Source organism: Variovorax sp. S12S4, assembly GCF_023195515.1.
GTDB lineage: Bacteria > Pseudomonadota > Gammaproteobacteria > Burkholderiales > Burkholderiaceae_C > Variovorax.
In genome coordinates, this window is the sequence record NZ_JALPKR020000002.1 from 3,867,339 (window position 1) to 3,889,669 (window position 22,331).

Consider the following 22,331-nt stretch of genomic DNA (forward strand, 5'->3'; position numbering starts at 1 on the left):
TGCTGATCCTTAAATTCGCGGCAATTCGAACTTCCGCTCTTGGCCGTATTCAGCTTTCCACTGTGTGCGGGCCTCACCCTCTACGCAGCGAGTAGGCGCTGGAAGACAGGCAGCAGTTCCCGATAGCGCTCAAGGTAGTCGTCGTTGTCTCCATGTCGCGAGGCTCGGGCGGCGAGGAAGAGCTCATTGCGAACATCAACCAACGAAGACCGCCGGCGCTCACGGGCCGCGGCAAACGCCGCTTCGCTCGACCCGAAGTGCTCATACCCGTTGAACGTCATTGCGAACGCGAACACCGCCTGTCGGTCCGTCGGGTCTGGGAGCGCCGAAAGCGCCAAAGGAGCGGTTGGGTTCATGTTCTCTAGCGTGCGATGCCAATGGCTGCTTCTGGGCGAATTCTGCCTTGCGGCTGGGTGACTGCTTCTGGCCGAAGGCGGAAGTCTAGCGCTGAGCGACGATAGTCCGCTTCCGCTGCACAGCTGCCGTTCAGCTGGACGGTGTGAGCGGCAGCAACGGGTCGGGACGCCAGTTCCCTCCGAGGGGGAACAACCACCGAGATGGCCCCTGCCCGCTGGCATGAAGGATGCGCTGTCCCGATGGCTTGCCAAGTCCGGCCTATCGAATCAAGTCCTGCGACCGTTCATGCGCTCCGTGATCCACGATTGCACGGCGCTCTCTGGCCATGCTGCGGTGCGCTGTCCGGCTTTCACCGACTGCGGAAAGAAGCCCCTGCGCATTTGTTCGTAGATGGCTGATCTGCGCAGGCCGGTGAGGTGCTCGACTTCAGGCAATCTCAGAAGCCTGTCGGGGGCGCACTTGATCGTTTGCGCCAGCGGCATCGTTGAATCGGAGCAAAGAAGCGTGAGTGCGTCCTGCAGCAGACGAACCGCCAGCATGGCTCGTTGAGCGGTCGGCTCGGCGGCGGTGCACGCACTCAATTCATGGTTGGTTTGGCTTCGCATGGGCATTGCCTTTCGGTTCTTCCGCAGTGCGTTCAGCGCCGTTGCGGGACGTCCATAGATTGCCGGGCATGTCTGCTGAGGCCAACTCGCTGTAGCAATGCGAGGCGTACCGGAGCGGGCAAGTGGAAGTTGAGGAGGGCGTTCAGCGCATGGCAAACGTTCACGGTCGCTGGCCACAGCGGACGTATTGGCTGGTGCCCTTCAACGATCTCCTTTCTTCCTTTGCAGCAGAAACGCCTTGCGCTCGGCTCGCGCTGCGGCCGCTTGCTTCAGTTCGGCATAGGACTTCGCCTCGATAAGTGCTCCGGTGGGATTCTTCACGTTCGGGTTCAAGACGACGCCGTAGTAGGTTGGCGGGGATCTGTGCCCACTATCTCGAAAGATCTGCACCTGCATGCCGCTGTGCATGTACTCTTCGACCACCTGATCATGGTCCGAGGGTTCCGAGTGCGGAATCTGTGCCTTCACACGACGCGCTCCGTCTTCCGCGGCGATAGGGTAGATGTTCAGCTCCAGAACCCGGGCATTCAACCCCACCTGAATGGCCGATCTTGAAGTCGGGAGTCAGGCGGCCGGTAAGCCACATGAGTTCGACGTTGCGTTGGGCTTCGCGCTCCAGTCGGCGACTCGACTGGATGCGATTGAGGTAACCATAGATGTAGAGCTTGAGCAGAACAGACGGGTGATACCTAGGGCGGCCAGTTATTGCAGGGTCGGCGCCTTCGAAGCCGAGAACACTTAGATTCAGTTCGTTGACGAACGCATCGACGATGCGCACCGGGTTGTCTTCGCCGACGTAGTCGTCAAGGCATTCCGGCAACAACGTGACCTGATGTCGGTCTGCGCCTTCGATGAATCGCTTCATGGGCCACCTCGCTGGAAACGGGTGGTCTCATTTTATTTTTGGACCGGCGTTTGAGAAAGGGTTTTCACACGGCCTCGGCCCATAGCCGTCGTCCGATCTTCTCGAAAGCGGTCGCTCGATGCGCGAAGTGGTTGAGCCGGTCGGAGCCACACGGCGCGCTTTTGCCTAAATGCGCGATTGGGATCCGTGCCACTGCAATCGTCCAATCAGGCTGTGGCACCCAGGAAAAGCGCGAATGAAGCCAGATCTACTGCCATCAAACGAGAATCCGCCGAAGAGCTTCTTGGGCACGCAAACCCGATCCTGCCGCCTCACTTTCGCAGCACCGCTGCGCTATTTCGCGCTTAGGCGCTCTGCAATTTTCACGTGCCCAGGGTCCCGCACTAGGCGCAGAGCCGACCGTTGCCGATCGCAGCCGCTTCATGCCTTGAAGAGCGGTTGCTTGCCCGGCTTACACGAGCCCGTCTGCGCAGATCGCATGAGTGGGTATGTGTCATTGCAAGGCATCTATCCAGGCGGTAACTGCCGCATTGAACGCATCCTTTCGGTCAAGCATGATCCAATGGCCTGAGCCTTGCCACAATTCAGTTGTTGATTTCGGCGCCTTGAACCAAGGAGCCACCGTGTCCACACGCGCCTGGGATCGGTGCATGGAGTAGACGGGCATCGTCAGACTGCGGCACAACGCTTCGCTCTTCGGCCCCATGGCAACCTGGTCGGGTCCCAGAAATAGCGGGCCTATGGACTGGCGAAGCACATGAGCCGGCATGCCTTGGATGCGTCGCGTGTGCCAGCGGATTACCGCGCGCTCAGACTCTGACGAGTAGAGCCCGCTGAAAACGGCGGGGATTACCTCCCCAGGGACCCCGGCCTTGATGTCCGAATTTAGCTTCTCGTACGTTGGTTGCGCCCCTGCTGGTACGCCCAAGGTCCCATCGACCGACACGATCGCCTTGACCAGGTCTGGTCGGCTGGCGCCGAGAATCGCGGCGACTTGACCTCCCATTGAGTGACCCACAAGCACGAACTTCTGACCCGCATACTTGTTTTCGATCAGCGCTTCAACATCTGAGGCCAACTCTTGCGGCGTGTATCCCGTTTCAGGCGCGGCTGACCGCCCGTGACCTCGAAAATCGACACAAACAACTCGGTACTTCGACTCGAATACAGGGAGCTGCCAACTCCAGTCATGCGAGTCGCAAGCCCAGCCGTGCAGGAACATGACGTTTTGCCCGGAGCCCACATCGGTATAAAAAAGCTTGGACGACGGAAGCTGTGCTGCACTGCTTGTTCCGCTTGCCGCGAGCGTAGATACAGAGAGAACTCCCGCTGTTCTCATCCAAGCGCGCCGAGAGAGTTGAGCATTGGTGGTCATTGGTACGCTCCTAAAAAGCCGAGCTCGCACGACATGCGCGGGTCATTCTTTCTTCAATTCGATCTGCTGGACCAGCGCCCCGAAGCGCGCGAGATCGCCCCGAGCGCGGGTTGTCGCATCGCTCGGTGAATCGCCTAGAGGCATCCAGCCTGCTTCGATCATCTTCCTGCGCATTTCTGGCTGGGACATGCCCTTGACAATCACTGCGTTGAGTTTGTCGATGATGGCCTGGGAAGTGCCTCTGGGAGCGGCAAGGCCGAACCATCCAGAGGTCACGAAGCCTGGTAGTCCAGCTTCGTCTGCAGTTGGCACGCGCGGCAGCGAGGCGCTGCGTTCCTGGGTCGTGACGAACAACGCGCGGACCTTGCCAGCTTGAACGTTCGCCACTTGGGCGGCTGCGTTGTCGATCATGGCATCAACATGCCCTCCCAAGAGATCGGTGCTGGCCGGCACGCCGCCCTTGTACGGAACGATGTTGGCCGTGATTCCCGCTGCCTTCATGAACATCACCTGTGTCAGATGAGCCTGAGTTCCGATGCCGGCGTTGGCGAAGCTCACCTTGCCAGGATTGGCTTTCGCGTAGGCGATGAACTCCTTCAAGTTCTGCGCAGGAAACGAACTGTTGATGACGACGGTAAACGGAATCTCGGCCAGGATAGTTATCGGGGCGAGGTCTTCGACAGGCTTGTACTTAAGGTTGTAAATGTGCGGATTGACGGCCATGGTGCCACTGGCGGACAGCACCAGCGTGTAGCCGTCGGCAGGTGCCCGCGTGACCATTTCCAAAGCGGTGGATCCCCCTGCGCCAGGTTTGGGATCAACAATCACGGGTTGACCCAGCGACTTTGAGATTACATCGGCGACCTGGCGAGCCAAAGTGTCCGAAGCGCCGCCACTGGCATACGGATAGACGATCGTGATCGGTTTCGTTGGATAGCTGGCTGCGTCATTGGCTTGCGCCCGGGGCGCGAGCGACAGCAGGCCAAGTGCGGCGATGGCCGCGGATGCGGCGTGTCGGCGAGAGATCTTCATGCTTGCACTCCAAAAGAGCGACGAACGAGGAGGGCTGACGCGTAATCCGCGAACAGCATCAGCGGGGAAAGCATTTCGGGGTCGTACCAGCCGCCAACGTGCAGCAGGTTGAGAGAGCCGATGGTGGCTCCTCCTCGGCGCACCGGCACGTTGAGGGCGCATTCGCATCCGAGCGCCTCAATCAGCGCATAGTCTGGAAACGCACGCCGGCATGCCTCGCGGTCGATGCAGATCCGAGCACGGCCTCCAAGGATTACCTCTTGGTAGAACTCGCTGGTTGGAACAAGCGGCTTGGCTCCCCCACAGGGGTAGCTCTCGGGCGCACTGGAGTAGACCCGCTGGTTCTCGTTGCGGGCCCAGTCGATGGCCAGGATGGTGAACAGCCGGTGGCCGGGATAACCTTGCAGCGCCCGGTCCAAAGCGCTTGTCGCAGTCTGCCATCCGGACGTGTCGGGAGGTGCCGCCACATGCAGATCAGCCAGCAATCGCTTGGGATCGACCATGGGAGGCTCAGGAGGAGCTTGCAGCCGACAGACCCAAGGTGCGCCGTGTCAGGTAGCTCGCAATTCGATGACGGAAGTTCTTCTTGCCAATGACCAGTGCCTCGATCCCGGTGGGGACTTGCGTGAGGCAGCGGTAGCCATCGCGCGTTACGAGAACGGTATCGGAATGGCGATAGCCTCCAACGCCGCTGGCATAGATTCCCGGCTCGACGGACACCAGCATGTTCTCGGCCAAGACGTGACTACTGCCAACGGCGATCCACGGCGGCTCATGGTTGCCCAGCCCGAAGCCGTGCCCGCATCGATGCAGCCGAGTCCGAAAATCTCCAAAGCCCTCAGCGTTCAAGAACGCATTGACCGAGGCGTCGATTTCTGCGCAAGCCACGCCGGGGCGAATCATCTTGAAAGCGACCTCTCGGGCGCGAACCATGGTCGCGAAACGCTCGCGCTCCTCCTGCGTCGGGCTGGTAGTGAAGAACGTGCGTTCACACTCGGCCGCGTACCCATTGACCCGCGTCAACACCATCGCCACATGCGGCCCCGCGCCCAGGCGATCATCGATGCGAGGGATCGAGTGGGGCTCGGCGCTCATCGGCGCCGGCCAAGCAGCAGCAATCACTTTGGTGGCAAGCGCGTCCCAGTCTGGGACTTCCCTGATGATCTTGCGCATGAGCGATTGGGTCGGCGCGTAGGTTTCTGCGACGGACCCGCCATTCCAGGCAGCGCGCATGACCTGCCGAACGCCCCAGTCTGCGTATCGGGCGGCGCGCTCGATCTGCTCGATTTCCCACTCGGACTTGACCATTCGAATGTCAGCCAAGACGTCCGATGCGTGGCCGCCGGCCTTGCTCAACACCTGGCCGACCGCAAATGGTGAGCTGTCATCGAACGCGAAGGGTCCGGACAGCAGTTTGCCGTCCAGCAGCCGCTCGGACCATCCTTCGCCACTCGGCGCCGGAAACTCGCGGTAGAAGTGGATGTTTTGCTGATCCAGGCCCCAGGCCTTGCGCATATGGTCCACCTCGAGCACCGGCACCAGCATGTGACGCGATGCATCTGCGCCGACGATCAGGAAAAACGGACGCTCCAGAGGATCGAAAGTGGCGCCGGTGAGATAAAAGATGTTCTCCGAACCGGTGACGACATAGTGCCGCAGGCCCGCTGAGCGCACTGCGTCGACCAACGCCACGTGGCGGCGCCTGAAGTCAGCATCCTGACGCGCATCAAACTTGCGGTCCATCGTCGGTCCTCTTCTACTGCGCGATGCCCAGCCGTTCGATGATGGGCCCCCATGCCGCCGAGTCCCGCTTGGTCATAAGTTGGACGTCTGCGGGCTTCGACTTGATGCCAATCAGCATCTGCCCGTTCAAGCGCTCTTTCATCTCGGCGGTGTCCAACGCCTTGTTGATCTCTGCGTTCAAACGTTCAATCACTTCGGCGGGCACGCCGGTGCGAGTGACGAGCGAGTACCACCCGGGCACTTCCATATCGATACCCAGCTCCTTGAAGGTGGGGACGTCCGGCAGCTGTTGCAGACGCTGGTCACCGGTTACAGCAAGCGCAATCAGCTTGCCGGCCTTGACCTGAGGAACAACGCCTACCGGAACGGTCGTGATCACGGGCGTGTCGCCTGCCATGACGCTGGTCAAAGCATTCGGGCCTCCGGCACCGCTGATCGGGACGTGCTGCATCTGGATGCCCGCGCGGGACTTCAGCAGCTCGGTCGCAAGATGCGTAGAGTTGCCGATGCCTGCGGACGCATAGCTCAGACGGTTCGGCTCGGCCTTGGCCATCTTGATCAGCTCGGGCAGCGTCTTGACGCCCAGGCTGGGCGCGACCGCCGTCACGAAGGGCGTGTTGGCGATCACGGCTATGCCGGCGAAGTCGCGTGCGGGCTGATGAGAGAGCGACTTGTAGAGGTGCGGATTCCACGCCATGTTGGACACGCCCGCCATGAAGAGGGTGTAGCCATCAGCGGGCTGCGAGAGCACGTAGCTTGCAGCGAGCGACCCGTTGGCCCCTGGGCGGTTCTCGACCAAGACGCTCTGGCCAAGGCTTTTCGAAAGCACGTCGCCAAGCGTGCGGGCCAAGGTGTCGGGGCCGGAGCCCGACGGCTGGGGACCACGATTTTGATGGGCTTGGAAGGGAAGCCCTGGGCGAATGCGTTAGTTGCAGACAGCGCAGCTGCTGCGACGAGCCCGAGGAGGACTGTGCGACGAGACGTCATGGCGGGGCCTTGGAGTTGTGTGATCGAGGTGTGCTGACTCAACCAACGGTTGCGTATTCGAGCGATTTCGGGGTCTTCGTGAGCACGCGCGGTGTTGCCCCCACCACGACCGTGTCGTCCAGGCGGAACCCGCCGACGCCGTACATGTACAGACCCGGTTCCGCCGAATAGACCTCGTTGTCCAGCAAGGGCCGTTGGCTGAATGCCATGTCTTCGGGGTATTCGTGGTGCACGATGCCGATGGCATGGCCCGTACGGTGGCGAATGCAGTCGGCGAAACCTGCGCGTTCGATCACCGCCTGAGCGGCAGCATCGATGGAGCACACCGGCCTGCCCGTGACAGCAGCGTCAACGGCCGCTGCCGTGGCGTCTCGGGCTGCGCACCAGAGCGCCTTTTTTCGATCATCCGGGGCACCGCAGAACCACGTGCGCTCGTTCTCGATCGTCAGGCCATTCAGCCGTGGGATAACGATGTTTACCAGCACATCGCCTTCCTTGATCCGGGCACCGCAGGAAGCGCCGTCGCCGTGCGGAGACGCAGAGGCGGGACCGCTCAAGGTCCAGCAACGAATCACTTCGAACTGCTCACCAGGAAAGCGTTCTGCGGCTTCCTGCACGAACAGGCTCGCCATTGCGAAGTCGAGCTCCTGGACCAAGCGGCCGGGCTTGATGTTTTCGCGGTAGCGGTCCTGAACCCAGTCCGAAAGCTCGGCCACTGCCTGCATCACGGCAAGCTCTTCCGCGTGCTTTTGCCAGCGCAAGCTGCGGCATTCCGAAGTCGCCACGCGGACGTGCAGATCTGGAAGCAGGCGCTGGGCGGCCGCCAGAACGCTGCTTCCACCATCGGTCGCGATGCGTGCGCGGTGGAGCCCGGCGCGCTTGAGGCGATCCGCCAACACCTCGGGCAGCTGCGAAATGAGCGGCAAGCGGTTTTGAACCATCGGATGCTCGGCGTAGAACGTCACATCCGTGATCCACACCTTCTGCGCTTCCTTTGAGAACCGCATGTGGTTGGTCGAAAGCTCGTTCATGACCAGGAAACCCTCGCCCTGACGGGGAATGACCGCAAAGATGGGCCGCTCCCAAGGCTGAACGTCCGTGTGGAAGTTGGTCGCGTACTGGAAGAAGTCGGCAGTCGTGAAGACCAGTGCGTCCACAGCAAGCTCGTCCATGAGCTGTGTCATTTTTTCGTACCTGTAGCGCCACACCGCTTGAGTCAACTTTGGCATTCGGTCTCCAAAAGGTTCAGACACGCTGATCGCATCTGGCGCTCTTATTCTATAAACCGACCAGACGGTTTGTAAATGACCTTTGCATATTTTTTCTGCGGTGGGCCGGCGCATTGGCGACCGCTGACAATCCACGTCATGGAAATCACAGAATCCGTCGGAACGCTTCAGAAACCCGGACGGCGCGTGCGGCGCAGTCACGCGGAGCGCAGTGGCGAAACCCGCCAGAAGCTTTGCGAGTCGGCGCTGCAGTTGCTCTCGGATGTGGGCTATGAGCGGGTCACAACCGCATTGATTGCTCAGCACGCGCAAGTCTCGAAGGGCGCGCAGACCCACCACTTTCCCACGAAGGTCGACATTCTGGCCGCTGCATTCGAGCATCTGCTGAATGGCTGGAAAGAGCGCAGAGCCATCCTGATGCATCGAGACGGCAAGCCGACCCTGGACGAAACATTGCGCTACCTGTGGCGCGAGGTTTTCAATCGCCCCGACTACATCGCTGCCATCGAACTCATGCTGGCGGCGCGCCACGACGAGCCGCTGCGCGCCAGACTGCAGGGTTTGCTTGCGACGTGGACGGTCGCGCGTGATGACATGTTCCGGCGCATCGCGGGGTTGGACGGCGACCTCGAAAAGGCTTCGACGTTCTTGAGGCTCAATTTTTGCGTGTTGCGAGGGATGGCGCTCTACGACACCTTGAACATTTCTGATCCCAACGAGCCAGTGCTTGATCTTTGGATATCAATGGCAAAGCGGCACCTGGCGGAGCAAAGCTAGTCGATCGCGATCTCGTTGGCAGAACTATCCAAGTTGGGCGAACCGAAGCGCACGTTGTTCCTTGAACCTGACCCGCGAGTACGCCGCACGGATCAGACCGCCCCGACCGGCGCTAAGCGTTGGCGGCGCCCTGAACTGGCGCGGCAGGCAAGCTCCGCGCATGCGACTTCAGGCAGTCGATGAAATCCATCAGGGTGGCCGAGATGTGCTCGCGATTCCAAACCACGGTGATCGGCCCGAAGCGGATGTGCGAATCAATGGCGATCTTCTTTAGCAGCCCCAGTGAGGCCAGGTGATCGGCCATGGATTCCGCACACACGCCGACATAGTCGCCCTTTTGTAGCAGTGCCTGCATCATGGCCAGCGAGGCGGTTTCTGCCTTGGGCACCAGCCACGATGCTTGTTGCTCGATGAGGTAGGCATCCATCTGGATGCGAGTGAGCGTGCCAAGGGGCGGCATCACCCATTGCTCCCGCAGCACGTCGGCAAAGCACGGCGGCTGCTCGCTGTCCCAGTGCTTGCTGCCTTGGCCGATGACGATGCTCACGTGGTCGTCGAAGAGCACGTGGTGCGCGAGCTGCGGCTGGTGCGCCCTTGCATCCAGAACGCCGATCACGGCGTCCATGGCACGCGTGTCCAGGCCCTTGAGCAGGTCGTCGAACAGCCCATCGTGAATGGACACGGCCACATCGGCATGGCGCTGCTGGAACGCGGTCACGGCTTCGGGCAGGCCGCCGGCGATGCCTGCCCAGACGCTGCCCACGTTCAGACGCGGCACGCGTCCCGCGGCCACCGCATGCATCTCGCGGCCGGTGCGGGCGATGTCGCCCAGCACGGTGATGGCCAGCCGCTTGAGAAGATGCCCCGCAGGTGTCAGCTGCACCTTGCGCCCGCGCACCATCAGCGGCGTGCCGGCCACGCGCTCAAGCTCGGCCAGCCAGTGCGACATGGCTGATTGCGTCATGTGCAGCCGTGCCGCCGCCTCCGTCAGGGTGCCCGCCTCGTCGAGAACCAGGAACGACTCCAGATGCCGCACCTTGATGCCCCGCGCCCAGGAGAGGCCTTCTGCACGCTCGATCATGAGTAAACCTTCATGACTCCATTTTGCATTTTCACTAGGTGGATGGCAGGGTTGTCATGAAAATTACTTCATCTTTTATGTCAGAGTCTCAGAGGAATCACTGTGTCTAGAGCAATCACGAACGTCTACAAGATCCTGATGGGCGTCGCGGTCGCGGCCGCCACGGCCACCACCGTGTACGCGCAGGCCTCCTACCCCAGCCGGCCAGTGCGCCTGGTCGTATCGCAGGCCCCGGGCGGCAGCAGCGACACGATCGCACGCATGTGGGCCGAACACGCAGGCAAGGCCATCGGCGCGACCATCGTGGTGGAGAACAAGCCCGGCGCGGGCGGCATCATTGCCGCGCAGACGGCGCTGAACGCGCCGGCCGATGGCTACACGCTGCTGCTGGGCAGCGTGTCGCTGATGGTGCTCAACCAGTTCACCTACAAGCCGCTGCCCTACAACCCGGAGAAGGACTTCGTGGGCGTGACCATGCTGACCACGGTGCCTTTCGTGCTGTCGGCCAACCCGGCCACGGGCATCAAGACGCTCAAGGACCTGACGGAAAAAGCCAAGGCGGCGCCGGGCAAGCTGAACTTCGCGTCCGCCGGCCTGGGCAACTCCACCCACCTGGCGGTCGAGCTGGTGAGCGATGCCCTGGGCATTTCGATGACCCACATCCCTTACAAGGGCGAGGCGGACGGCATCCTGGCCACCATCGGTGGGCAGACCGAAGTGATGGCACCGGTGTATGGCACGGCGCTGCCCCACATCAAGAACCATAAGCTCAATCCACTGGCCGTGTTGTCGCCGCAGCGCACCCCTGAGCTGCCCGACGTGCCCACGCTGGGCGAACTGGGCGTGAAGGGCTTTGACAACATGGGCTGGAGCGCCGTGGTGGCACGCGCCGGCACGCCGACCGAGATCGTGGAAAAGCTCAACAAGGCGACGGCGGCTTTCCACAACAGCCCCGAGGTGCAGGCCAAGCTCAAGAGCATGGGCGTGATTGCCATGTCGGGGGCTTCCGCGCTCGTCATGGAGACGGCGGCTCGCGATGCCAAGGCCTGGGGGCCCACGCTCGGGTCGCTGAACCTCAGCGCCAAGTAACCCGGCGACCGCGCAACATACCTCATGAAAAAAGAAGCAATGGTGGTCTGCCCGCAGCCGGAGGCAGCCGAATCCGGCATCGACATCCTGCGCGCAGGCGGCAACGCGGTGGATGCCGCCGTGGCTACAGCGCTGGCGCAGACCGTGGTCGATCCGCTGATGTGCGGCATCGCAGGTTTTGGCACCGCCGCCGTGTACCAGCCCGGCGCGCAGGTGCACGAGTATTTCGATTTCCACTCGCCCGCACCACGGGCGGCCAGGGAAGACATGTGGGAGCACCTGCTGGAGGGCGAGACCAAAGACGGCTTCGGTTTCATCCTCAAGGGCCGCGTCAACGACATCGGCCCCCAATCCATCGGCACGCCCGCCACGCTCAAGGGCCTGGAAGCCATGCACCAAGCGCACGGCCGTCTGCCGTGGCGGCAGGTGGTGGAGCCCGCCATCCGCTGGGCGGCCGACGGCTACTTCGTGCGCCCGGGCATGCACGCATTCTGGACCGACGAGCCCACCATGGGCCGCGTCGGCAACCTGGAGCGGCTGCAGTACTGCGAAGACAGCCGCCAGCTGTACTGCCGCCCCGACGGGCGCCCCAAGCCCATTGGTGCGCCGCTGCGCAACGAAGGCATGGCCGCCGTGTTGCGTCAGATTGCCGAGGAAGGCGCGCGCCCGTTCTACGAGGGCGAGCTGGCGCACAAGATGGTGGCGCACCTGCAGTCCCTGGGCGCGTTGATCACGCGCGAGGACCTGGCCCGCTACGAGGTGCAGCGCAACGCGCCGCTGGTGGGCCGCTACCGCGACCGCACCATCACGACCAACCAGCCTCCGGGCGGCGGCGCCATGCTGCTGGAGATGCTCAACATCCTCGAGCACTTCGATCTGGCGAGCCTGGAGCACAACAGTCCCGCCTACCTGCGCACGGTGTGCGAGGCCATGAAGAAGGCCACGATCGACAAGGACCGCTGCATCGGCGATCCGAAGTTCTTCGACGTGCCGCTGGACCACTTGCTGTCCAAGGACATGGCCCGCGACGTGGCCGAGCAAATCCGCACCGGCCGTCGCTTCAACGTGGAGCGCGTGAACCCCGGTGCGGCCGTGCCGCGCGACACCACCCACCTGAGCGTGGTGGACGCCGACGGCAACGCCGTCTCCCTGACCCACTCGCTGGCCATGCCCTCGGGCGTCATCACCCCCGGCATGGGCTTTCTGTACAACGGCTGCATGGGCGTGTTCGACCCGCGGCCGGGCCGCGCCGGCAGCATCCAGCCGGGCAAGAGCCGCTTCACTTCGTCATGCCCCACGATGACCTTCAAGGACGGCGAGCTCGACGTGGTGCTCGGCGCGCCCGGTGGCACGCAGATCGCGATGGGCGTGCTGCAGGTGCTGGTCAACGTGATCGACCACGGCATGGAGATGCAAGCTGCCGTGTCTGCGCCGCGCTTCTCGTCTACCAGCAACTCCATCGACGTGTGCAACCGCATTCCCCGATCCACCACTCGCACGCTGGAAGCACAGGGCTACGCCATCGGCCGCAACCCGTACAACTACACCATCGGCTGGGTGCACGGCGTGCAGGTGCAGGCCGATGGCCTGCATGGCGGCGCCGACCCTGGCCGCGATGGCGTGGCGTACCGGCTGCGCATGGATTCTGCGCGCTGACCGGTTCGGTGCGAATTGCTATTGAGGCGCTGGAGGGAACTGAAAAGCCGCTGATGCTGGCCGATTGTTGTCCGTCGCGTGTCAGTGCGCGCGCGCTTCGGGAACGTCCGGTTCTGGCCGACTGGCCTCAACCCATACGTGCGCCAGCTTCGGCATTTGGGTAGACGACCGCGAAGTCGGCAGGGCGCTCCGCCTCATCAAGCGGTGAAGTTCCGACTGTGGCTGAATCGGCCAACCGGTTCTCATAGATCATTTCGTTCTCTAGGAGTTCGATCACGAAGGGGAGTGCTGCATCCAGGTTTTCGGTGGACAGATAGATGAGCATTGCATCAGTTCCGTCTTCGTAGTCAAAGCCGCTGCCCGTCAGAATTCCGCTCGAAACCTGAGCCAGGCGATTAGGCACAACGTATCGAAGATCAGTATCTGGGTTCTCCATACGGCGGGGGTCAAGACGAATCAAGACTGACGGCATATTCCGCCCTCAAGTGTTTTGGGATGACCGGTTCGTGGCAACTCTGCCCGCATGCGCATTTCCGCTTTTGGCCGATTGTTGTCCTATGGGAGCGGGAGCTTCATCAATCAACTGGTGAAGACTGAAGGCTCTAGCAATTTCACGGCAAGAAGCTCTTGCTCGATTCTTTTGGACAACCCATCTTGCACTGCAATTTGACCAATTTGCGGTAGATATGCCAGCGGCGTAGAGGTTAATGCGTCGGGCTTCAGAACGAGCTTGCTCACATCCCTCATCAAGCCATGTTTGAGCAGCCGCGGATCAAATTTCGACTGAGACAAATCGATTGCCGTTCCCTCCACGGCCAAAACATTGAGCGCGAAGAACTCGCCCGTCAGGCTCGTCTTCTTATAGGTGACTTCTAGAGGAAGAAATTCGCATTGGCACTGATGTGCTTGCAAGAGGAGCGCAAACCGCTGTGAGACGATCCAAAAAGGGACCGTCATGATGAAGTCGGTCAACCCCGCAGGGCCTTCCCGATCATCTCGAAGGGCGACCCTCATCCGCTCCCAGTTCCGTCCGCAAAGCTGACCTTCATTGAGTTCGATGCTCAAGTCGTCAAATATCCTGGCGAGGTCCGCTTGATGAGGAGTCGCTTCTGGTGCCGGGACGTCTCGCCGAAGATTGAGGGTCAGCAGCTTTGTCATTTCGATGTTCGGTGTCTGCTTCTCAAGACAGCTTCGAGATTGGCCGGTTGTACAGCTTGCCGGCAAGGCTCCTGCCGGTGGGCTTGTCACCTGATTCGAATGCTGCAATCATCTTCATCAGATCCGAACCAACCTCCTGAGCCACGTCGCGGTTTCTCAGCCGTGGCTCTGCCAGTGCCCATAGGTCGCGCAAGTCCCTCAAGTGAGTTTCGAATGTCCAACTGCTCCAATCCGGGTATTCGTCAGGCGAGTTGGTCCAGGCGGCCGAGATGGCCCCTTGGAGGTTGTTCAAGGTCTCACGAAGTGACATAGCTTCCCCAAATTCTGCCGTCGACAGCTTCCGGCTCTCGCCAACTGCGGCCTCAACCCATATGCGCGCCCCGCTTTCGGCGCCCCATCATCAGCCCTCTTAGGTAGGATGCAATTTCCGTGTGCCCCTGCGCCTTGGCGAGATCTTCCGGGAGCATTCCTCGGGTCGAACGCAATTCCAAGCTCGCGCCAGCCTTCGTTAGCACGCGCACGATTTCTATCGATCCGGCCCCGGACGCGACGTGCAGCGGTGAGAGCCCACCATACACGCCATCAGCGCAATCAAGATGATTCAGTGAGACGCGATGTTTGACCATGACGCGAATCACGCCTAGGTCTTCTTGAAGAACTGCATGGCATACAGGGCGCAATCCGGCAAGGTCCTTCGCTTCTCCGTCGACGCCATTGGTCAACAGAAAGTCTGCAGCGTCAGCGTGGCCTGAGAAAATTGCAGTGTTCAAGACGGAAGTTTTGGTCAGGGAAGTCACGTTGAAGTTGGTCTTGTAGAGACTCAACAACTTCAGCATCTTCAATGCGTTCTGGCTCGTGTTGGCGTAGTGAGCGACGGCATAGTCGTCGTTCCTGACGCCATTTTGGTAGTTCGGATTTGCACCATGAGCCAGCAGATAGTGAGCTGTTCCCAGATTTCCCGCATCTGCGGCAATCAAGAGTGGCGAATCCCTCCTGATGTCTTGTGTCGGCAAATCGACTGTCGCGCCATGCTCAACGAAAAGCGCAAGCATCTTCGCATCACCGATGCGTGCGGCGACATGCGTTGCCGAAGTACCTGATCCCGAGAATGGCGTGTTTGGAACGAAGCCACGCTGAAGCAGCTTTTCTGCCCGCGAGTAGTTGAGAGTCTCGATGGCCTCCAACATCTCTTGTTCGCTCGCCGATGCTTCGGTCGCTCGTTGTGCAGATGCCGCGCTGGCGTACACCAGCAATACGGAAGCAATAGCGGTGCAGAAAGTTCGTAACAGATTCATTTGCCGTCCAAAATGAACTATCGCGCGAAGCGCCGCAGGATTTCGGGGTCGTTGGCAAGTGCAGTTCGTCCGATCGTTGCCAAAAGCGAATAGATAGCAGCAAGCAGAGAGACTTGAACGCACGGATCTTTTCTCGCGGCCGAAATATTTCGACCCCAGTCCAGAAGCGCGTTCGCATCTTCGAGGCTATGCGTGTACCCATAGAACACCCGAAATCCGCTGATGGTGAGGCCAACATGATCCGGCAGGAGCCTCGCGAATCGCCATCCTTTGCGCTCAACAAAATCGGCAACCTGGTCGAGTCCACGGCGTTCTCCGAAGCAGATCGAACGAAGGCTGATGAGCACGAGCAGCGCCGTACACCGATAGGCGGCCGCATCATCGATTTTTGAGGGCAGATGGCGGCTGACTCCGAGCGAGCCCTGGAATGATTGCTCAGGCAATTCGGCGAGCGCAGCCAAGACTGCAACAAATCCCTCGTTGCCCAGAACCGGATCGAACGCAGATGGCCCTGATTTCCAGCGTGCAAGTATCAGTTGTGCGTCTGACCAGAAGGATTCCTTCCCTTTGAGGGCAGCTTCAGCCATGCCGGCCAAGTACTCGTTGGGATGATCAATGAGTTCGTCTAGATCAAGCGGAGTCGAGCGAACGTTCGCTTGGCGAAGATCGGTCGACTCAAAGGGCAAAAGTTTTTGCACCTTTTGAAAGAGGACCTGCAGTTCACGGTCAGCAAGCAAGGTCATGGCGCTTTGACTTTGGTCTGGTTTTTTTCACCCCGCCAATGTTTGGCGTTGGCGGCATTTTGTCTTCTGCGCCGGCCGACAGTTCATCCACATTAACTTCGCAGGGGCGTAGGAAGCGATTGGGTCGCGGCGGCAAGGACGTAATAGGTAGCCATGGGCTTTCAGTTGCAGCGTATTCAGAGGCGCAGTCGACTGGCCGGTTTTGGCCGCTTGCCGTCCGTTGCTCATTGAGCGCTTTCAAGGGCCGCGATGTATGGCAGGACTTGCGGATGGGCCTGAACCCACTGCTCGCCCAAAAACGTCGATACGGAGCCCAAGCCAGTGACGCTCACGATTGACCCGAACTTCGAAGCGGCCTGCAGCAGGTCGTGCGCAGCATGCATCACGTTCTCACTCGCAGCCGACTCCGGCTCGCCAGCTTCGATGCCCCACTCCTTCTGAATCGCCGCGATGAGCTTGCCGGCGGCGGCCTCGAGAGGTGTTGGTGAACGTGTCATGAGCGCGAATCTAACCTGCTGGTGAAGGTCTGGTTCTGGGCCGGATTCTGCCGTGGACGCTTTGACTTGATCGTGAGCAACCCGGCCAAACTCCGGCATCAAATCAAATGGCCCACATCATTCAACGAAGATCCGAAAGGAGAGGGAGAGCCAGGAGAGCTTGTGGAAGTCGAGCACTAAACGAGTTGTTTTTCATCCACTGGAGGTACGTCTTCCACCCTGGCATAGCGTTTAACTCGCGAAGTTGCTTGCGCTCCTCGATTGACAGCGGGTTCGCGTCACGCGCAGCGAGAATGTCGCCACCATATAGTCGCTGTGAATCAGCGGACATGTAGATGATCTTGTGACCCATGGGGGTCTCAAACGCTTCAGCCATTTCAGTTGCTTCGGTCGGAGAGAGTTCCGCACTAAGCACGTCTACGAAAGCTGGCAGAAGTTCTTCCGGCTTGGCGGCAGCTACTCGCTCCATGAAGAGATGGGTTTGCTCTGCTTCAACACTTGCAGGTGGCCTCTTTGCTACCTTCAGGTAGGCGGCAGCCCGAGCTTGAAACCGCTCTACTGCGCCGAAAGCATGAACAAATCTTTCAATCTCGGGCCGTGGAGTTGGGTCTTCGGCGAACGCCGGTACGTAAGACCCAAAGAAGATGGCAAGCGCAAACAAAGAGATGTAGCGTTTCATTTTTCTAGTACCGAGAAGATCGTTCCATACGGCTGTCTAAGTGCCGGGTCCAACCAACGCCGCCGCAGTCGCCAATGGCCGCTCCTGGCCGACTGTAGCCTCGCGACCGTCCGCGACGAAGGTGAAGCGTTTGCCGACGGCCTCGTCCAGCCTGACCCAACTTGCTCAAGTCCTGGATTGAACCTATTCGTTCCAGTGGATACCCACGGTCGGTCATCGCAACGGCCATCGCTTCGTCACGGCGCTGCAATCTGCGCCAGGTAGCGATCCATCGCCGGCGCCCACAGCGACTGGTCCAAATAAATCGAGTGCCCGTCCAGTCCCGGTGGCGGCGGGTAACTTTCGAAGGTGCCGCGGCCACCGGCCCCGATGAAGGCATCGAAGTTCCTGCGGCTGTGGCGCAACGTGTAGAACGGGTCCTTGTCGCCGTAGAGCCACAGTGTGGGCTGCGCGAAGGCAGCACCGCGTCTGAAGATCACCGGGTTGACCGCATCGGCATGCACGCATCGGTCGCCCACCCAGCCGCCCACGAAGTTCACCACGCCGCGGAACCAGTCCGGATGCGCGCCTGCATAGGCAACGGCGAGAATTCCGCCGCGCGATACGCCGCCGATCAGCATGCGTTGCGGGTTCACGTCGTCGCGCGCACGCACATGCGTCATGACGACATCGAGATCCGCCACCGCACGGTCCAGACCTGGGATCGTGAGTTCGGGCCGGCAGGCGTAGCGTGAGCGGTCGGGCTCAAAGCCCTCGTCGTACAGCCCGTCGGACTGGCCGCGCCCGCGCCGCTGCGCAAACAACACTTGCCAGCCCTTGTCCACGAAATAGCGCGCCACCTCGGGCGCGGTCCACGTGAGCCGGAACCACTCGGGCTTGTCGCCCGTGCCGGTGGAGCCGTGGTTGAAGACCAGGGTCGGGTAGGGTCCCGGCGTGAGCGGCTGGTACACCACCATCTCGAGCGTCTGCTGCCTGCCGTCCTCGGTCCAGGGCGTGGGCACGCGGTCGACGCGGCGGGTGTACGTCGGCTTCAACGGCTTTTGCGTCAGCACGCCGAAGGACAGCAACTGGGTGTCGGGCCGCCACAGGGACATCTCCATGTCACCGCTGCCCTCGCGCAGGCGCAGCACCAGCCTGGCGCCGGTGCGCAGGCGCAGCCGCAGCTCGCCGCCTTCGAATTCGCCGACGGCACGGTCGGTGATCAAGCCCTGCCAGGCATTGGCCCCTGCATAGACCACCGTCGCCTCGCGTTCGCCGACCTGCTCGACCGCAATGCGCACATCGCATTGCGCACGCGGGCAGGCCCAGCCCTGCCACAGCCCGCTGAAACGGGCCTTGTCCGGCACCAGCGCAGGATCGGGCGGCCGCACAGTCACGTCAGTGGGCAGCACCGCGGGAACCGGGCTTTCGGAGACCGAGGGTTTAAAGACGGAAATGGAGGGAGGCCACGCCGTCTGCGCGGGCGCCGTGATGCTCGTGCAAGCCATCCAGCCCCCGCCACCAGCACGCGCCAGAATGCTGCCCTCATTCGTCTCCCTTGTTCGTGAGCGCGCAATGTTACTGCCCGGTGATGCGGGAAAGGGCGCAGGTCCCTGGTGCGGCCCGTTGGCTGGAATGGCGGCGGTTCGCCTTCTTCTTGGCGCGTGGCTGAAGCCGCCGCGTCCCAGCTTTCGATGGACGACATGTCGACGGTGACAAGACATGGCACGTTAGTGAATGTCGGCTTGTGGCCGACCTTAACCGGCGTGCACGCGTGGGCAAGGCCCTACTAGCTGCAAATTGGAGGGGCGTGACGAACTTCCGGTCTTGGCCGACTGTTGTCGCCCGTCTTGAGTAAAGACTAGTTCCGGTGGTCAAGTGCGTTCAGCGTACGTATGGACTGCACGTCGCGCTCTCCTTGAAGACATTGGCGACAGGCTCCTTGTGAATCGAATCATTGATTGACACGAGCCGACTGACAATGGAGAAGCAGCGGCCAGACTCGTACGAGTAGTCAATTTGATATTGTTCACTGGCGCGCGGAGTGAAGGTAACGGGCAGTTTGCAGCTTCGAGCAACTAATGCATCGTGAGGGCCCATCTGCGAGTACAGAACAGTGAATGGTTTGTTCGCATGCGCTCGTACTTCGATGGTTTCAGGCTTTGGCGTTCCGCTACTGCCAAGCATTGCCGGAATAACCCGCTTCGAATCCCCGGCCGCGTTGACGAACCTTGCCCCACCGATGAGTCCGATCGCCCGCGGGCCTTCGCACGCTTCTTTCTCGTATGTGTGAACCATCGCAAAGAGTCTGGCATCAGTGAGGTGCAGGCGGACAAGAGCGCCTCCCTCTTCCGGCTGGATGTATTTGGGTGTGCATGCGGCCAAGGCGAGGCCAGACAGCAACATCGCCGAGGTGGCAGCTGATCGGGAATGGGCAACGTTCATCAAAGTTCTCTTGGTCATTGCAGAAGTGGGATTCAACTGAGGAAATTCTGGCCCCTTTCCCATCGCAGCGACCACAGCCGGGAAATCGGAAGGGCATGTCGAACTTCTGCTTTTGGCCGAATTCAGCCGACGATTCTGTCATCCAGCACGAGCCGCTCGCGAAGCCAAACCGTCGTTTGCCGCCGGCTGAAGCGCTTGCGCGAAACGCCTCGCGGGCGTCCGCGGCCGTCGGGATCTCATCGGTTGCGGTCACCGTCGCGCACGGATTCAATCGCTCCGTTGTAGATGCGAACAACTCCATAGAACGTGCCTGGTCCTCGGTCGTACGTCCACTCCTCCATTGGAACGCATTGATTCGCGAGAATCGCACCAGGACTTCCCGCACGATAGGGCGTCACCACCCAGCCTAGCTGCAGCATTGAGACGCAGACGTTCTGGCGATAGATCGGCTCGCCGCACTTTTGAAGCAGCGAAAGCGGCGAGTCACCCTTGCTCACGAGTGCCCCGTTGCAACCCAAAGATTGAGAAGCTTCAACGGTGGGAATAAATAAGGCTACGAATGCCGCCGTGAGCCAACAAGCCCACCGGGGAGGACGCAATGACTCAGGCGGAGAGGAGAGCTTTTCATGCCGATCATCAAAGGGACGCTTTGCTCGACACTCTATCGCCTCACAGCCGAGGTGTGTTTTCCGATTGCTTTGTGCCGAGCTCGGATGTCCGCTTTCAGCCGCTATCAGACTCGGCCGGCATGTCGCTCGAAGAACAGCTTAGCTTCGGCCAAGGTCGCAGGGTAGTCCACGAGTGATCCACCCGGCTGCTTGTGGATGGATTGAAAGCGAAACCCGTGGCTGACCAGGAACTCGACCTTACGCCACTGCTCAACGTCGGTCATTCTTGGCGCCGAAAATTTCCGACTCAGCATCACCATCGGTCCGTGGCACTGCGGGCAGAGCCGAGCAATCTCCCGCGTTGGTTTCTTGAAGGACTTACGGCACGAGAAGCAGACGTGCGGAAACAGATGCCTCTGCTCCTGGCGCGGCATGGCAAAGTACACGTGGTGTTTGAACTTCTTCATAGCTTCTGGGGCGGCGACCAATAGATGCGAAGGGCAGCTTTTGGCCGAGACCTGCCTGCACATCAGGCTCTGAATTCTCGAATTACCTCGATCAGTCCGACGATGTTTTTGTTGAGTTCCTCGAGTTCTTCCGCGGGAATCCACCATTCAGTGTGGTTCACGCCTCCGACCTTCTGAATCTCGTAACGGTCCATGAACTCCTTTCGGACGTGGAACCGTGTGACACAGCCATACCCACCGGCTTTGACGTTCCAGTCACTGGCAATGTCAACGGCGTACTGCTCGTTGGTCACCGGGTAAAAAATGGGTTGCTCCGGCAGGCGGGGTGGCCACTTGGTAAATCCACTCTCCCGAACAAGGGCGAGTTCTTCTGGCCCGGTCGGGCGATACAAGACAACGGAATCGCTCATGACGTTCGGCCTTCTCTGCTGTGGTGATCACCAGTTGGAGCGAATTCTGACTTAAGTCCAAATGTCCGATCTTGGCCGACTGTAGCCGGCCGTGGGCGAATGCTGACCAAACATCATGCTACCGGTGCGCTCGAGCTTTCCAATGCTACGACGACTCACCTGAGCAACAATCCCAAGTCGCACCAGATTGGGGGAAGTATGAATGTCACTGTTGCAACCCTGCAGGCCTTCGCCGATGCCTGGAACAGGCACGATGTTGAATCGCTCATGAGCTTCATGACGGACGACTGTGTGTTCGAAGCGTCCGCCGGCCCCGAGGTTTGCGGAACCTCGTACATCGGCAGAGAGGCCGTTCAGGCCGGCTTCTCCGACGCCTGGAAGACTTTTCCCGACGCGCGGTGGCTTTACCCTCATCACTTCGTTTGCGGCGACCGCGGGGTGTCCGAATGGACATTCACCGGAACGCGGGCGGACGGCTCGCGCGTCGAGGTCAACGGTTGCGACGTGTTCACTTTCCGGGAGGGAAAGATTGCGGTCAAGAACTCGTACCGCAAGAATCGCCCGCCACTTCCGGCGAGATAGCGCGCACCTTCCACCCTTGCCGGCCGAGTATCCATCGAAGTTGCCTCTAAATTCGAGCAACACCACGCAGGTCCTCCACCGGGCACCTTCTTGGAGAGGCTCATGGACAAACGATGGTGCACCGCTTGCGGCTGCGAATTCCTCCCTCGTGCGCAGGCGCCCCACCAACGCTACTGCGCAGAGCCTGAGTGCCAGCGCGAACGACGACGGCTTTGGCAGCAAACAAAGCGGCGGAGCGATCCCGACTACCTCCAGAACCAGGCGCAGGCCCAGCGCGCATGGTCGAAACGAAATTCCGCCTACTGGTCAGCGTATCGGAAGAATCATCCGGAGTACGCAGCCCGCAATCGCATCGACCAGCGTGGCCGCAACGCCAAGCGCTCCACCGCCGGTATTGCAAAGATGGATGCGTCGAATGGCACGCCATTCTTCGATGATGGCCTCTACGAACTGCGTCCGCTAGAGGGTCTCGGATTTGCAAAGATGGTCGCGTGGACGGTTCAGATCACTGTGCTTTCTCGCCAGCCCGCCTAAGCATGTCGCATTTCGGTGATTGCAAAGAGAGGACTTGATCGATCCCGAGTCACAGGACTGGTACCTTGCCGGTGTGCGGGCACCCGGTGTCGCCAGGCGTTCGCAGCGAAGAATTCGCTTGATCGGACTGGAGGGGTA

Annotated in this window: 27 protein-coding genes and 1 pseudogene; 5 read left to right on the forward strand and 23 right to left on the reverse strand. The window is 60.7% G+C overall.

Annotation, left to right across the window (positions count from 1 at the left end; translation table 11 throughout):
* Nucleotides 1-80: 80 nt before the first annotated feature.
* From M0765_RS19070 to M0765_RS19115, 10 genes and pseudogenes are all read right to left on the reverse strand, one after another.
* Nucleotides 81-356 carry a hypothetical protein gene (locus M0765_RS19070; RefSeq protein ID WP_258505389.1) on the reverse strand — a complete coding sequence of 92 codons (276 nt, stop codon included), beginning with the start codon at nucleotides 354-356 and terminating at the stop codon, nucleotides 81-83.
* Nucleotides 357-623: 267 nt separating this feature from the next.
* Nucleotides 624-962: a helix-turn-helix transcriptional regulator gene (locus M0765_RS19075; RefSeq protein ID WP_258505390.1), complete on the reverse strand. Its 339-nt coding sequence runs from the start codon at nucleotides 960-962 to the stop codon at nucleotides 624-626.
* Nucleotides 963-1,163: 201 nt separating this feature from the next.
* The gene (locus M0765_RS19080; protein WP_258505391.1) at nucleotides 1,164-1,385 is read right to left on the reverse strand and encodes a hypothetical protein; all 222 of its coding nucleotides are present in this window, start codon (nucleotides 1,383-1,385) and stop codon (nucleotides 1,164-1,166) included.
* 127 nt (nucleotides 1,386-1,512) lie between these two features.
* A pseudogene (locus M0765_RS19085) lies at nucleotides 1,513-1,827 on the reverse strand (transposase); the annotation flags it as partial.
* Between the two features lie 493 nt (nucleotides 1,828-2,320).
* Entirely contained in the window at nucleotides 2,321-3,202 is an 882-nt protein-coding gene (locus M0765_RS19090) for an alpha/beta fold hydrolase (protein ID WP_258505392.1), read from the reverse strand.
* 42 nt (nucleotides 3,203-3,244) lie between these two features.
* Nucleotides 3,245-4,234 carry a Bug family tripartite tricarboxylate transporter substrate binding protein gene (locus M0765_RS19095; RefSeq protein ID WP_258505393.1) on the reverse strand — a complete coding sequence of 330 codons (990 nt, stop codon included), beginning with the start codon at nucleotides 4,232-4,234 and terminating at the stop codon, nucleotides 3,245-3,247.
* Entirely contained in the window at nucleotides 4,231-4,737 is a 507-nt protein-coding gene (locus M0765_RS19100; protein ID WP_258505394.1) for a GAF domain-containing protein, read from the reverse strand. The genes M0765_RS19095 and M0765_RS19100 overlap by 4 nt, the downstream gene beginning before the upstream one ends.
* Nucleotides 4,738-4,744: 7 nt before the next feature.
* Complete coding sequence (locus tag M0765_RS19105) at nucleotides 4,745-5,977, reverse strand: M24 family metallopeptidase (RefSeq protein ID WP_258505397.1); 1,233 nt, start codon at nucleotides 5,975-5,977, stop codon at nucleotides 4,745-4,747.
* A gap of 13 nt (nucleotides 5,978-5,990) precedes the next feature.
* Complete coding sequence (locus M0765_RS19110) at nucleotides 5,991-6,827, reverse strand: Bug family tripartite tricarboxylate transporter substrate binding protein (protein WP_258505398.1); 837 nt, start codon at nucleotides 6,825-6,827, stop codon at nucleotides 5,991-5,993.
* A gap of 175 nt (nucleotides 6,828-7,002) precedes the next feature.
* The gene (locus M0765_RS19115; protein ID WP_258505399.1) at nucleotides 7,003-8,193 is read right to left on the reverse strand and encodes a M24 family metallopeptidase; all 1,191 of its coding nucleotides are present in this window, start codon (nucleotides 8,191-8,193) and stop codon (nucleotides 7,003-7,005) included.
* 138 nt (nucleotides 8,194-8,331) lie between these two features.
* Here M0765_RS19115 and M0765_RS19120 point away from each other — a divergent pair, with 138 nt between their 5' ends.
* Nucleotides 8,332-8,970, forward strand: a complete 639-nt coding sequence (locus M0765_RS19120) for a TetR/AcrR family transcriptional regulator (protein ID WP_258505400.1) — start codon at nucleotides 8,332-8,334, stop codon at nucleotides 8,968-8,970.
* Nucleotides 8,971-9,082: 112 nt separating this feature from the next.
* On the opposite strand, the gene M0765_RS19125 is transcribed toward M0765_RS19120, so the two are convergent.
* Nucleotides 9,083-10,051, reverse strand: coding sequence for a LysR family transcriptional regulator (locus tag M0765_RS19125; RefSeq protein WP_258505401.1), 969 nt, complete (start codon nucleotides 10,049-10,051; stop codon nucleotides 9,083-9,085).
* A gap of 102 nt (nucleotides 10,052-10,153) precedes the next feature.
* On the opposite strand from M0765_RS19125, the gene M0765_RS19130 reads away from it, so the two are divergent.
* Complete coding sequence (locus tag M0765_RS19130) at nucleotides 10,154-11,140, forward strand: Bug family tripartite tricarboxylate transporter substrate binding protein (RefSeq protein ID WP_258505402.1); 987 nt, start codon at nucleotides 10,154-10,156, stop codon at nucleotides 11,138-11,140.
* A 24-nt stretch (nucleotides 11,141-11,164) separates the two neighbouring features.
* Nucleotides 11,165-12,796, forward strand: coding sequence for a gamma-glutamyltransferase (gene ggt, locus M0765_RS19135; protein WP_258505403.1), 1,632 nt, complete (start codon nucleotides 11,165-11,167; stop codon nucleotides 12,794-12,796).
* Nucleotides 12,797-12,923: 127 nt separating this feature from the next.
* Here ggt and M0765_RS19140 read toward each other — a convergent pair whose 3' ends face one another.
* From M0765_RS19140 to M0765_RS19195, 12 genes are all read right to left on the reverse strand, one after another.
* Nucleotides 12,924-13,121, reverse strand: coding sequence for a hypothetical protein (locus tag M0765_RS19140; protein WP_258505404.1), 198 nt, complete (start codon nucleotides 13,119-13,121; stop codon nucleotides 12,924-12,926).
* 254 nt (nucleotides 13,122-13,375) lie between these two features.
* Nucleotides 13,376-13,954, reverse strand: coding sequence for an imm11 family protein (locus M0765_RS19145; protein WP_258505405.1), 579 nt, complete (start codon nucleotides 13,952-13,954; stop codon nucleotides 13,376-13,378).
* A gap of 22 nt (nucleotides 13,955-13,976) precedes the next feature.
* Nucleotides 13,977-14,246, reverse strand: a complete 270-nt coding sequence (locus M0765_RS19150) for a hypothetical protein (RefSeq protein WP_258505406.1) — start codon at nucleotides 14,244-14,246, stop codon at nucleotides 13,977-13,979.
* A 70-nt stretch (nucleotides 14,247-14,316) separates the two neighbouring features.
* Nucleotides 14,317-15,249, reverse strand: coding sequence for an ankyrin repeat domain-containing protein (locus tag M0765_RS19155; protein WP_258505407.1), 933 nt, complete (start codon nucleotides 15,247-15,249; stop codon nucleotides 14,317-14,319).
* Nucleotides 15,250-15,266: 17 nt separating this feature from the next.
* A complete protein-coding gene (locus M0765_RS19160) occupies nucleotides 15,267-15,992 on the reverse strand; it encodes a hypothetical protein (protein ID WP_258505408.1) in 726 nt (241 codons plus the stop codon).
* Between the two features lie 224 nt (nucleotides 15,993-16,216).
* Entirely contained in the window at nucleotides 16,217-16,489 is a 273-nt protein-coding gene (locus tag M0765_RS19165; protein ID WP_258505409.1) for a hypothetical protein, read from the reverse strand.
* Between the two features lie 121 nt (nucleotides 16,490-16,610).
* Nucleotides 16,611-17,168, reverse strand: a complete 558-nt coding sequence (locus tag M0765_RS19170) for a hypothetical protein (protein ID WP_258505410.1) — start codon at nucleotides 17,166-17,168, stop codon at nucleotides 16,611-16,613.
* 236 nt (nucleotides 17,169-17,404) lie between these two features.
* A complete protein-coding gene (locus tag M0765_RS19175; RefSeq protein ID WP_258505411.1) occupies nucleotides 17,405-18,559 on the reverse strand; it encodes an alpha/beta hydrolase family protein in 1,155 nt (384 codons plus the stop codon).
* A 472-nt stretch (nucleotides 18,560-19,031) separates the two neighbouring features.
* On the reverse strand, nucleotides 19,032-19,610 hold the full coding sequence (locus M0765_RS19180) for a hypothetical protein (RefSeq protein ID WP_258505412.1): 579 nt from the start codon (nucleotides 19,608-19,610) through the stop codon (nucleotides 19,032-19,034).
* A gap of 218 nt (nucleotides 19,611-19,828) precedes the next feature.
* The gene (locus M0765_RS19185; protein WP_342456023.1) at nucleotides 19,829-20,191 is read right to left on the reverse strand and encodes a DUF2845 domain-containing protein; all 363 of its coding nucleotides are present in this window, start codon (nucleotides 20,189-20,191) and stop codon (nucleotides 19,829-19,831) included.
* Between the two features lie 134 nt (nucleotides 20,192-20,325).
* Nucleotides 20,326-20,667 carry a hypothetical protein gene (locus tag M0765_RS19190; protein WP_258505413.1) on the reverse strand — a complete coding sequence of 114 codons (342 nt, stop codon included), beginning with the start codon at nucleotides 20,665-20,667 and terminating at the stop codon, nucleotides 20,326-20,328.
* A gap of 62 nt (nucleotides 20,668-20,729) precedes the next feature.
* Nucleotides 20,730-21,077 (reverse strand): hypothetical protein, encoded by a 348-nt coding sequence (locus M0765_RS19195; RefSeq protein WP_258505414.1) that lies wholly within the window; start codon nucleotides 21,075-21,077, stop codon nucleotides 20,730-20,732.
* 198 nt (nucleotides 21,078-21,275) lie between these two features.
* Between M0765_RS19195 and M0765_RS19200 the strand changes: the two genes are divergently transcribed.
* Complete coding sequence (locus tag M0765_RS19200; RefSeq protein WP_258508338.1) at nucleotides 21,276-21,659, forward strand: nuclear transport factor 2 family protein; 384 nt, start codon at nucleotides 21,276-21,278, stop codon at nucleotides 21,657-21,659.
* A gap of 102 nt (nucleotides 21,660-21,761) precedes the next feature.
* Nucleotides 21,762-22,193, forward strand: a complete 432-nt coding sequence (locus M0765_RS19205; RefSeq protein WP_258505415.1) for a hypothetical protein — start codon at nucleotides 21,762-21,764, stop codon at nucleotides 22,191-22,193.
* Nucleotides 22,194-22,331: the final 138 nt, after the last annotated feature.

Excerpts from the sequence above, each read along its gene's own strand:
- M0765_RS19070 (WP_258505389.1), bottom strand. The coding sequence starts at position 356 with ATGAACCCAACCGCTCCTTTGGCGCTTTCGGCGCTCCCAGACCCGACG.
- M0765_RS19075 (WP_258505390.1), bottom strand. The coding sequence starts at position 962 with ATGCGAAGCCAAACCAACCATGAATTGAGTGCGTGCACCGCCGCCGAG.
- M0765_RS19090 (WP_258505392.1), bottom strand. The coding sequence starts at position 3,202 with ATGACCACCAATGCTCAACTCTCTCGGCGCGCTTGGATGAGAACAGCG.
- M0765_RS19095 (WP_258505393.1), bottom strand. The coding sequence starts at position 4,234 with ATGAAGATCTCTCGCCGACACGCCGCATCCGCGGCCATCGCCGCACTT.
- M0765_RS19100 (WP_258505394.1), bottom strand. The coding sequence starts at position 4,737 with ATGGTCGATCCCAAGCGATTGCTGGCTGATCTGCATGTGGCGGCACCT.
- M0765_RS19105 (WP_258505397.1), bottom strand. The coding sequence starts at position 5,977 with ATGGACCGCAAGTTTGATGCGCGTCAGGATGCTGACTTCAGGCGCCGC.
- M0765_RS19115 (WP_258505399.1), bottom strand. The coding sequence starts at position 8,193 with ATGCCAAAGTTGACTCAAGCGGTGTGGCGCTACAGGTACGAAAAAATG.
- M0765_RS19120 (WP_258505400.1), top strand. The coding sequence starts at position 8,332 with ATGGAAATCACAGAATCCGTCGGAACGCTTCAGAAACCCGGACGGCGC.
- M0765_RS19125 (WP_258505401.1), bottom strand. The coding sequence starts at position 10,051 with ATGATCGAGCGTGCAGAAGGCCTCTCCTGGGCGCGGGGCATCAAGGTG.
- ggt (WP_258505403.1), top strand. The coding sequence starts at position 11,165 with ATGAAAAAAGAAGCAATGGTGGTCTGCCCGCAGCCGGAGGCAGCCGAA.
- M0765_RS19140 (WP_258505404.1), bottom strand. The coding sequence starts at position 13,121 with ATGCTCATCTATCTGTCCACCGAAAACCTGGATGCAGCACTCCCCTTC.
- M0765_RS19145 (WP_258505405.1), bottom strand. The coding sequence starts at position 13,954 with ATGACAAAGCTGCTGACCCTCAATCTTCGGCGAGACGTCCCGGCACCA.
- M0765_RS19155 (WP_258505407.1), bottom strand. The coding sequence starts at position 15,249 with ATGAATCTGTTACGAACTTTCTGCACCGCTATTGCTTCCGTATTGCTG.
- M0765_RS19160 (WP_258505408.1), bottom strand. The coding sequence starts at position 15,992 with ATGACCTTGCTTGCTGACCGTGAACTGCAGGTCCTCTTTCAAAAGGTG.
- M0765_RS19165 (WP_258505409.1), bottom strand. The coding sequence starts at position 16,489 with ATGACACGTTCACCAACACCTCTCGAGGCCGCCGCCGGCAAGCTCATC.
- M0765_RS19170 (WP_258505410.1), bottom strand. The coding sequence starts at position 17,168 with ATGAAACGCTACATCTCTTTGTTTGCGCTTGCCATCTTCTTTGGGTCT.
- M0765_RS19180 (WP_258505412.1), bottom strand. The coding sequence starts at position 19,610 with ATGACCAAGAGAACTTTGATGAACGTTGCCCATTCCCGATCAGCTGCC.
- M0765_RS19190 (WP_258505413.1), bottom strand. The coding sequence starts at position 20,667 with ATGAAGAAGTTCAAACACCACGTGTACTTTGCCATGCCGCGCCAGGAG.
- M0765_RS19195 (WP_258505414.1), bottom strand. The coding sequence starts at position 21,077 with ATGAGCGATTCCGTTGTCTTGTATCGCCCGACCGGGCCAGAAGAACTC.
- M0765_RS19200 (WP_258508338.1), top strand. The coding sequence starts at position 21,276 with ATGAATGTCACTGTTGCAACCCTGCAGGCCTTCGCCGATGCCTGGAAC.
- M0765_RS19205 (WP_258505415.1), top strand. The coding sequence starts at position 21,762 with ATGGACAAACGATGGTGCACCGCTTGCGGCTGCGAATTCCTCCCTCGT.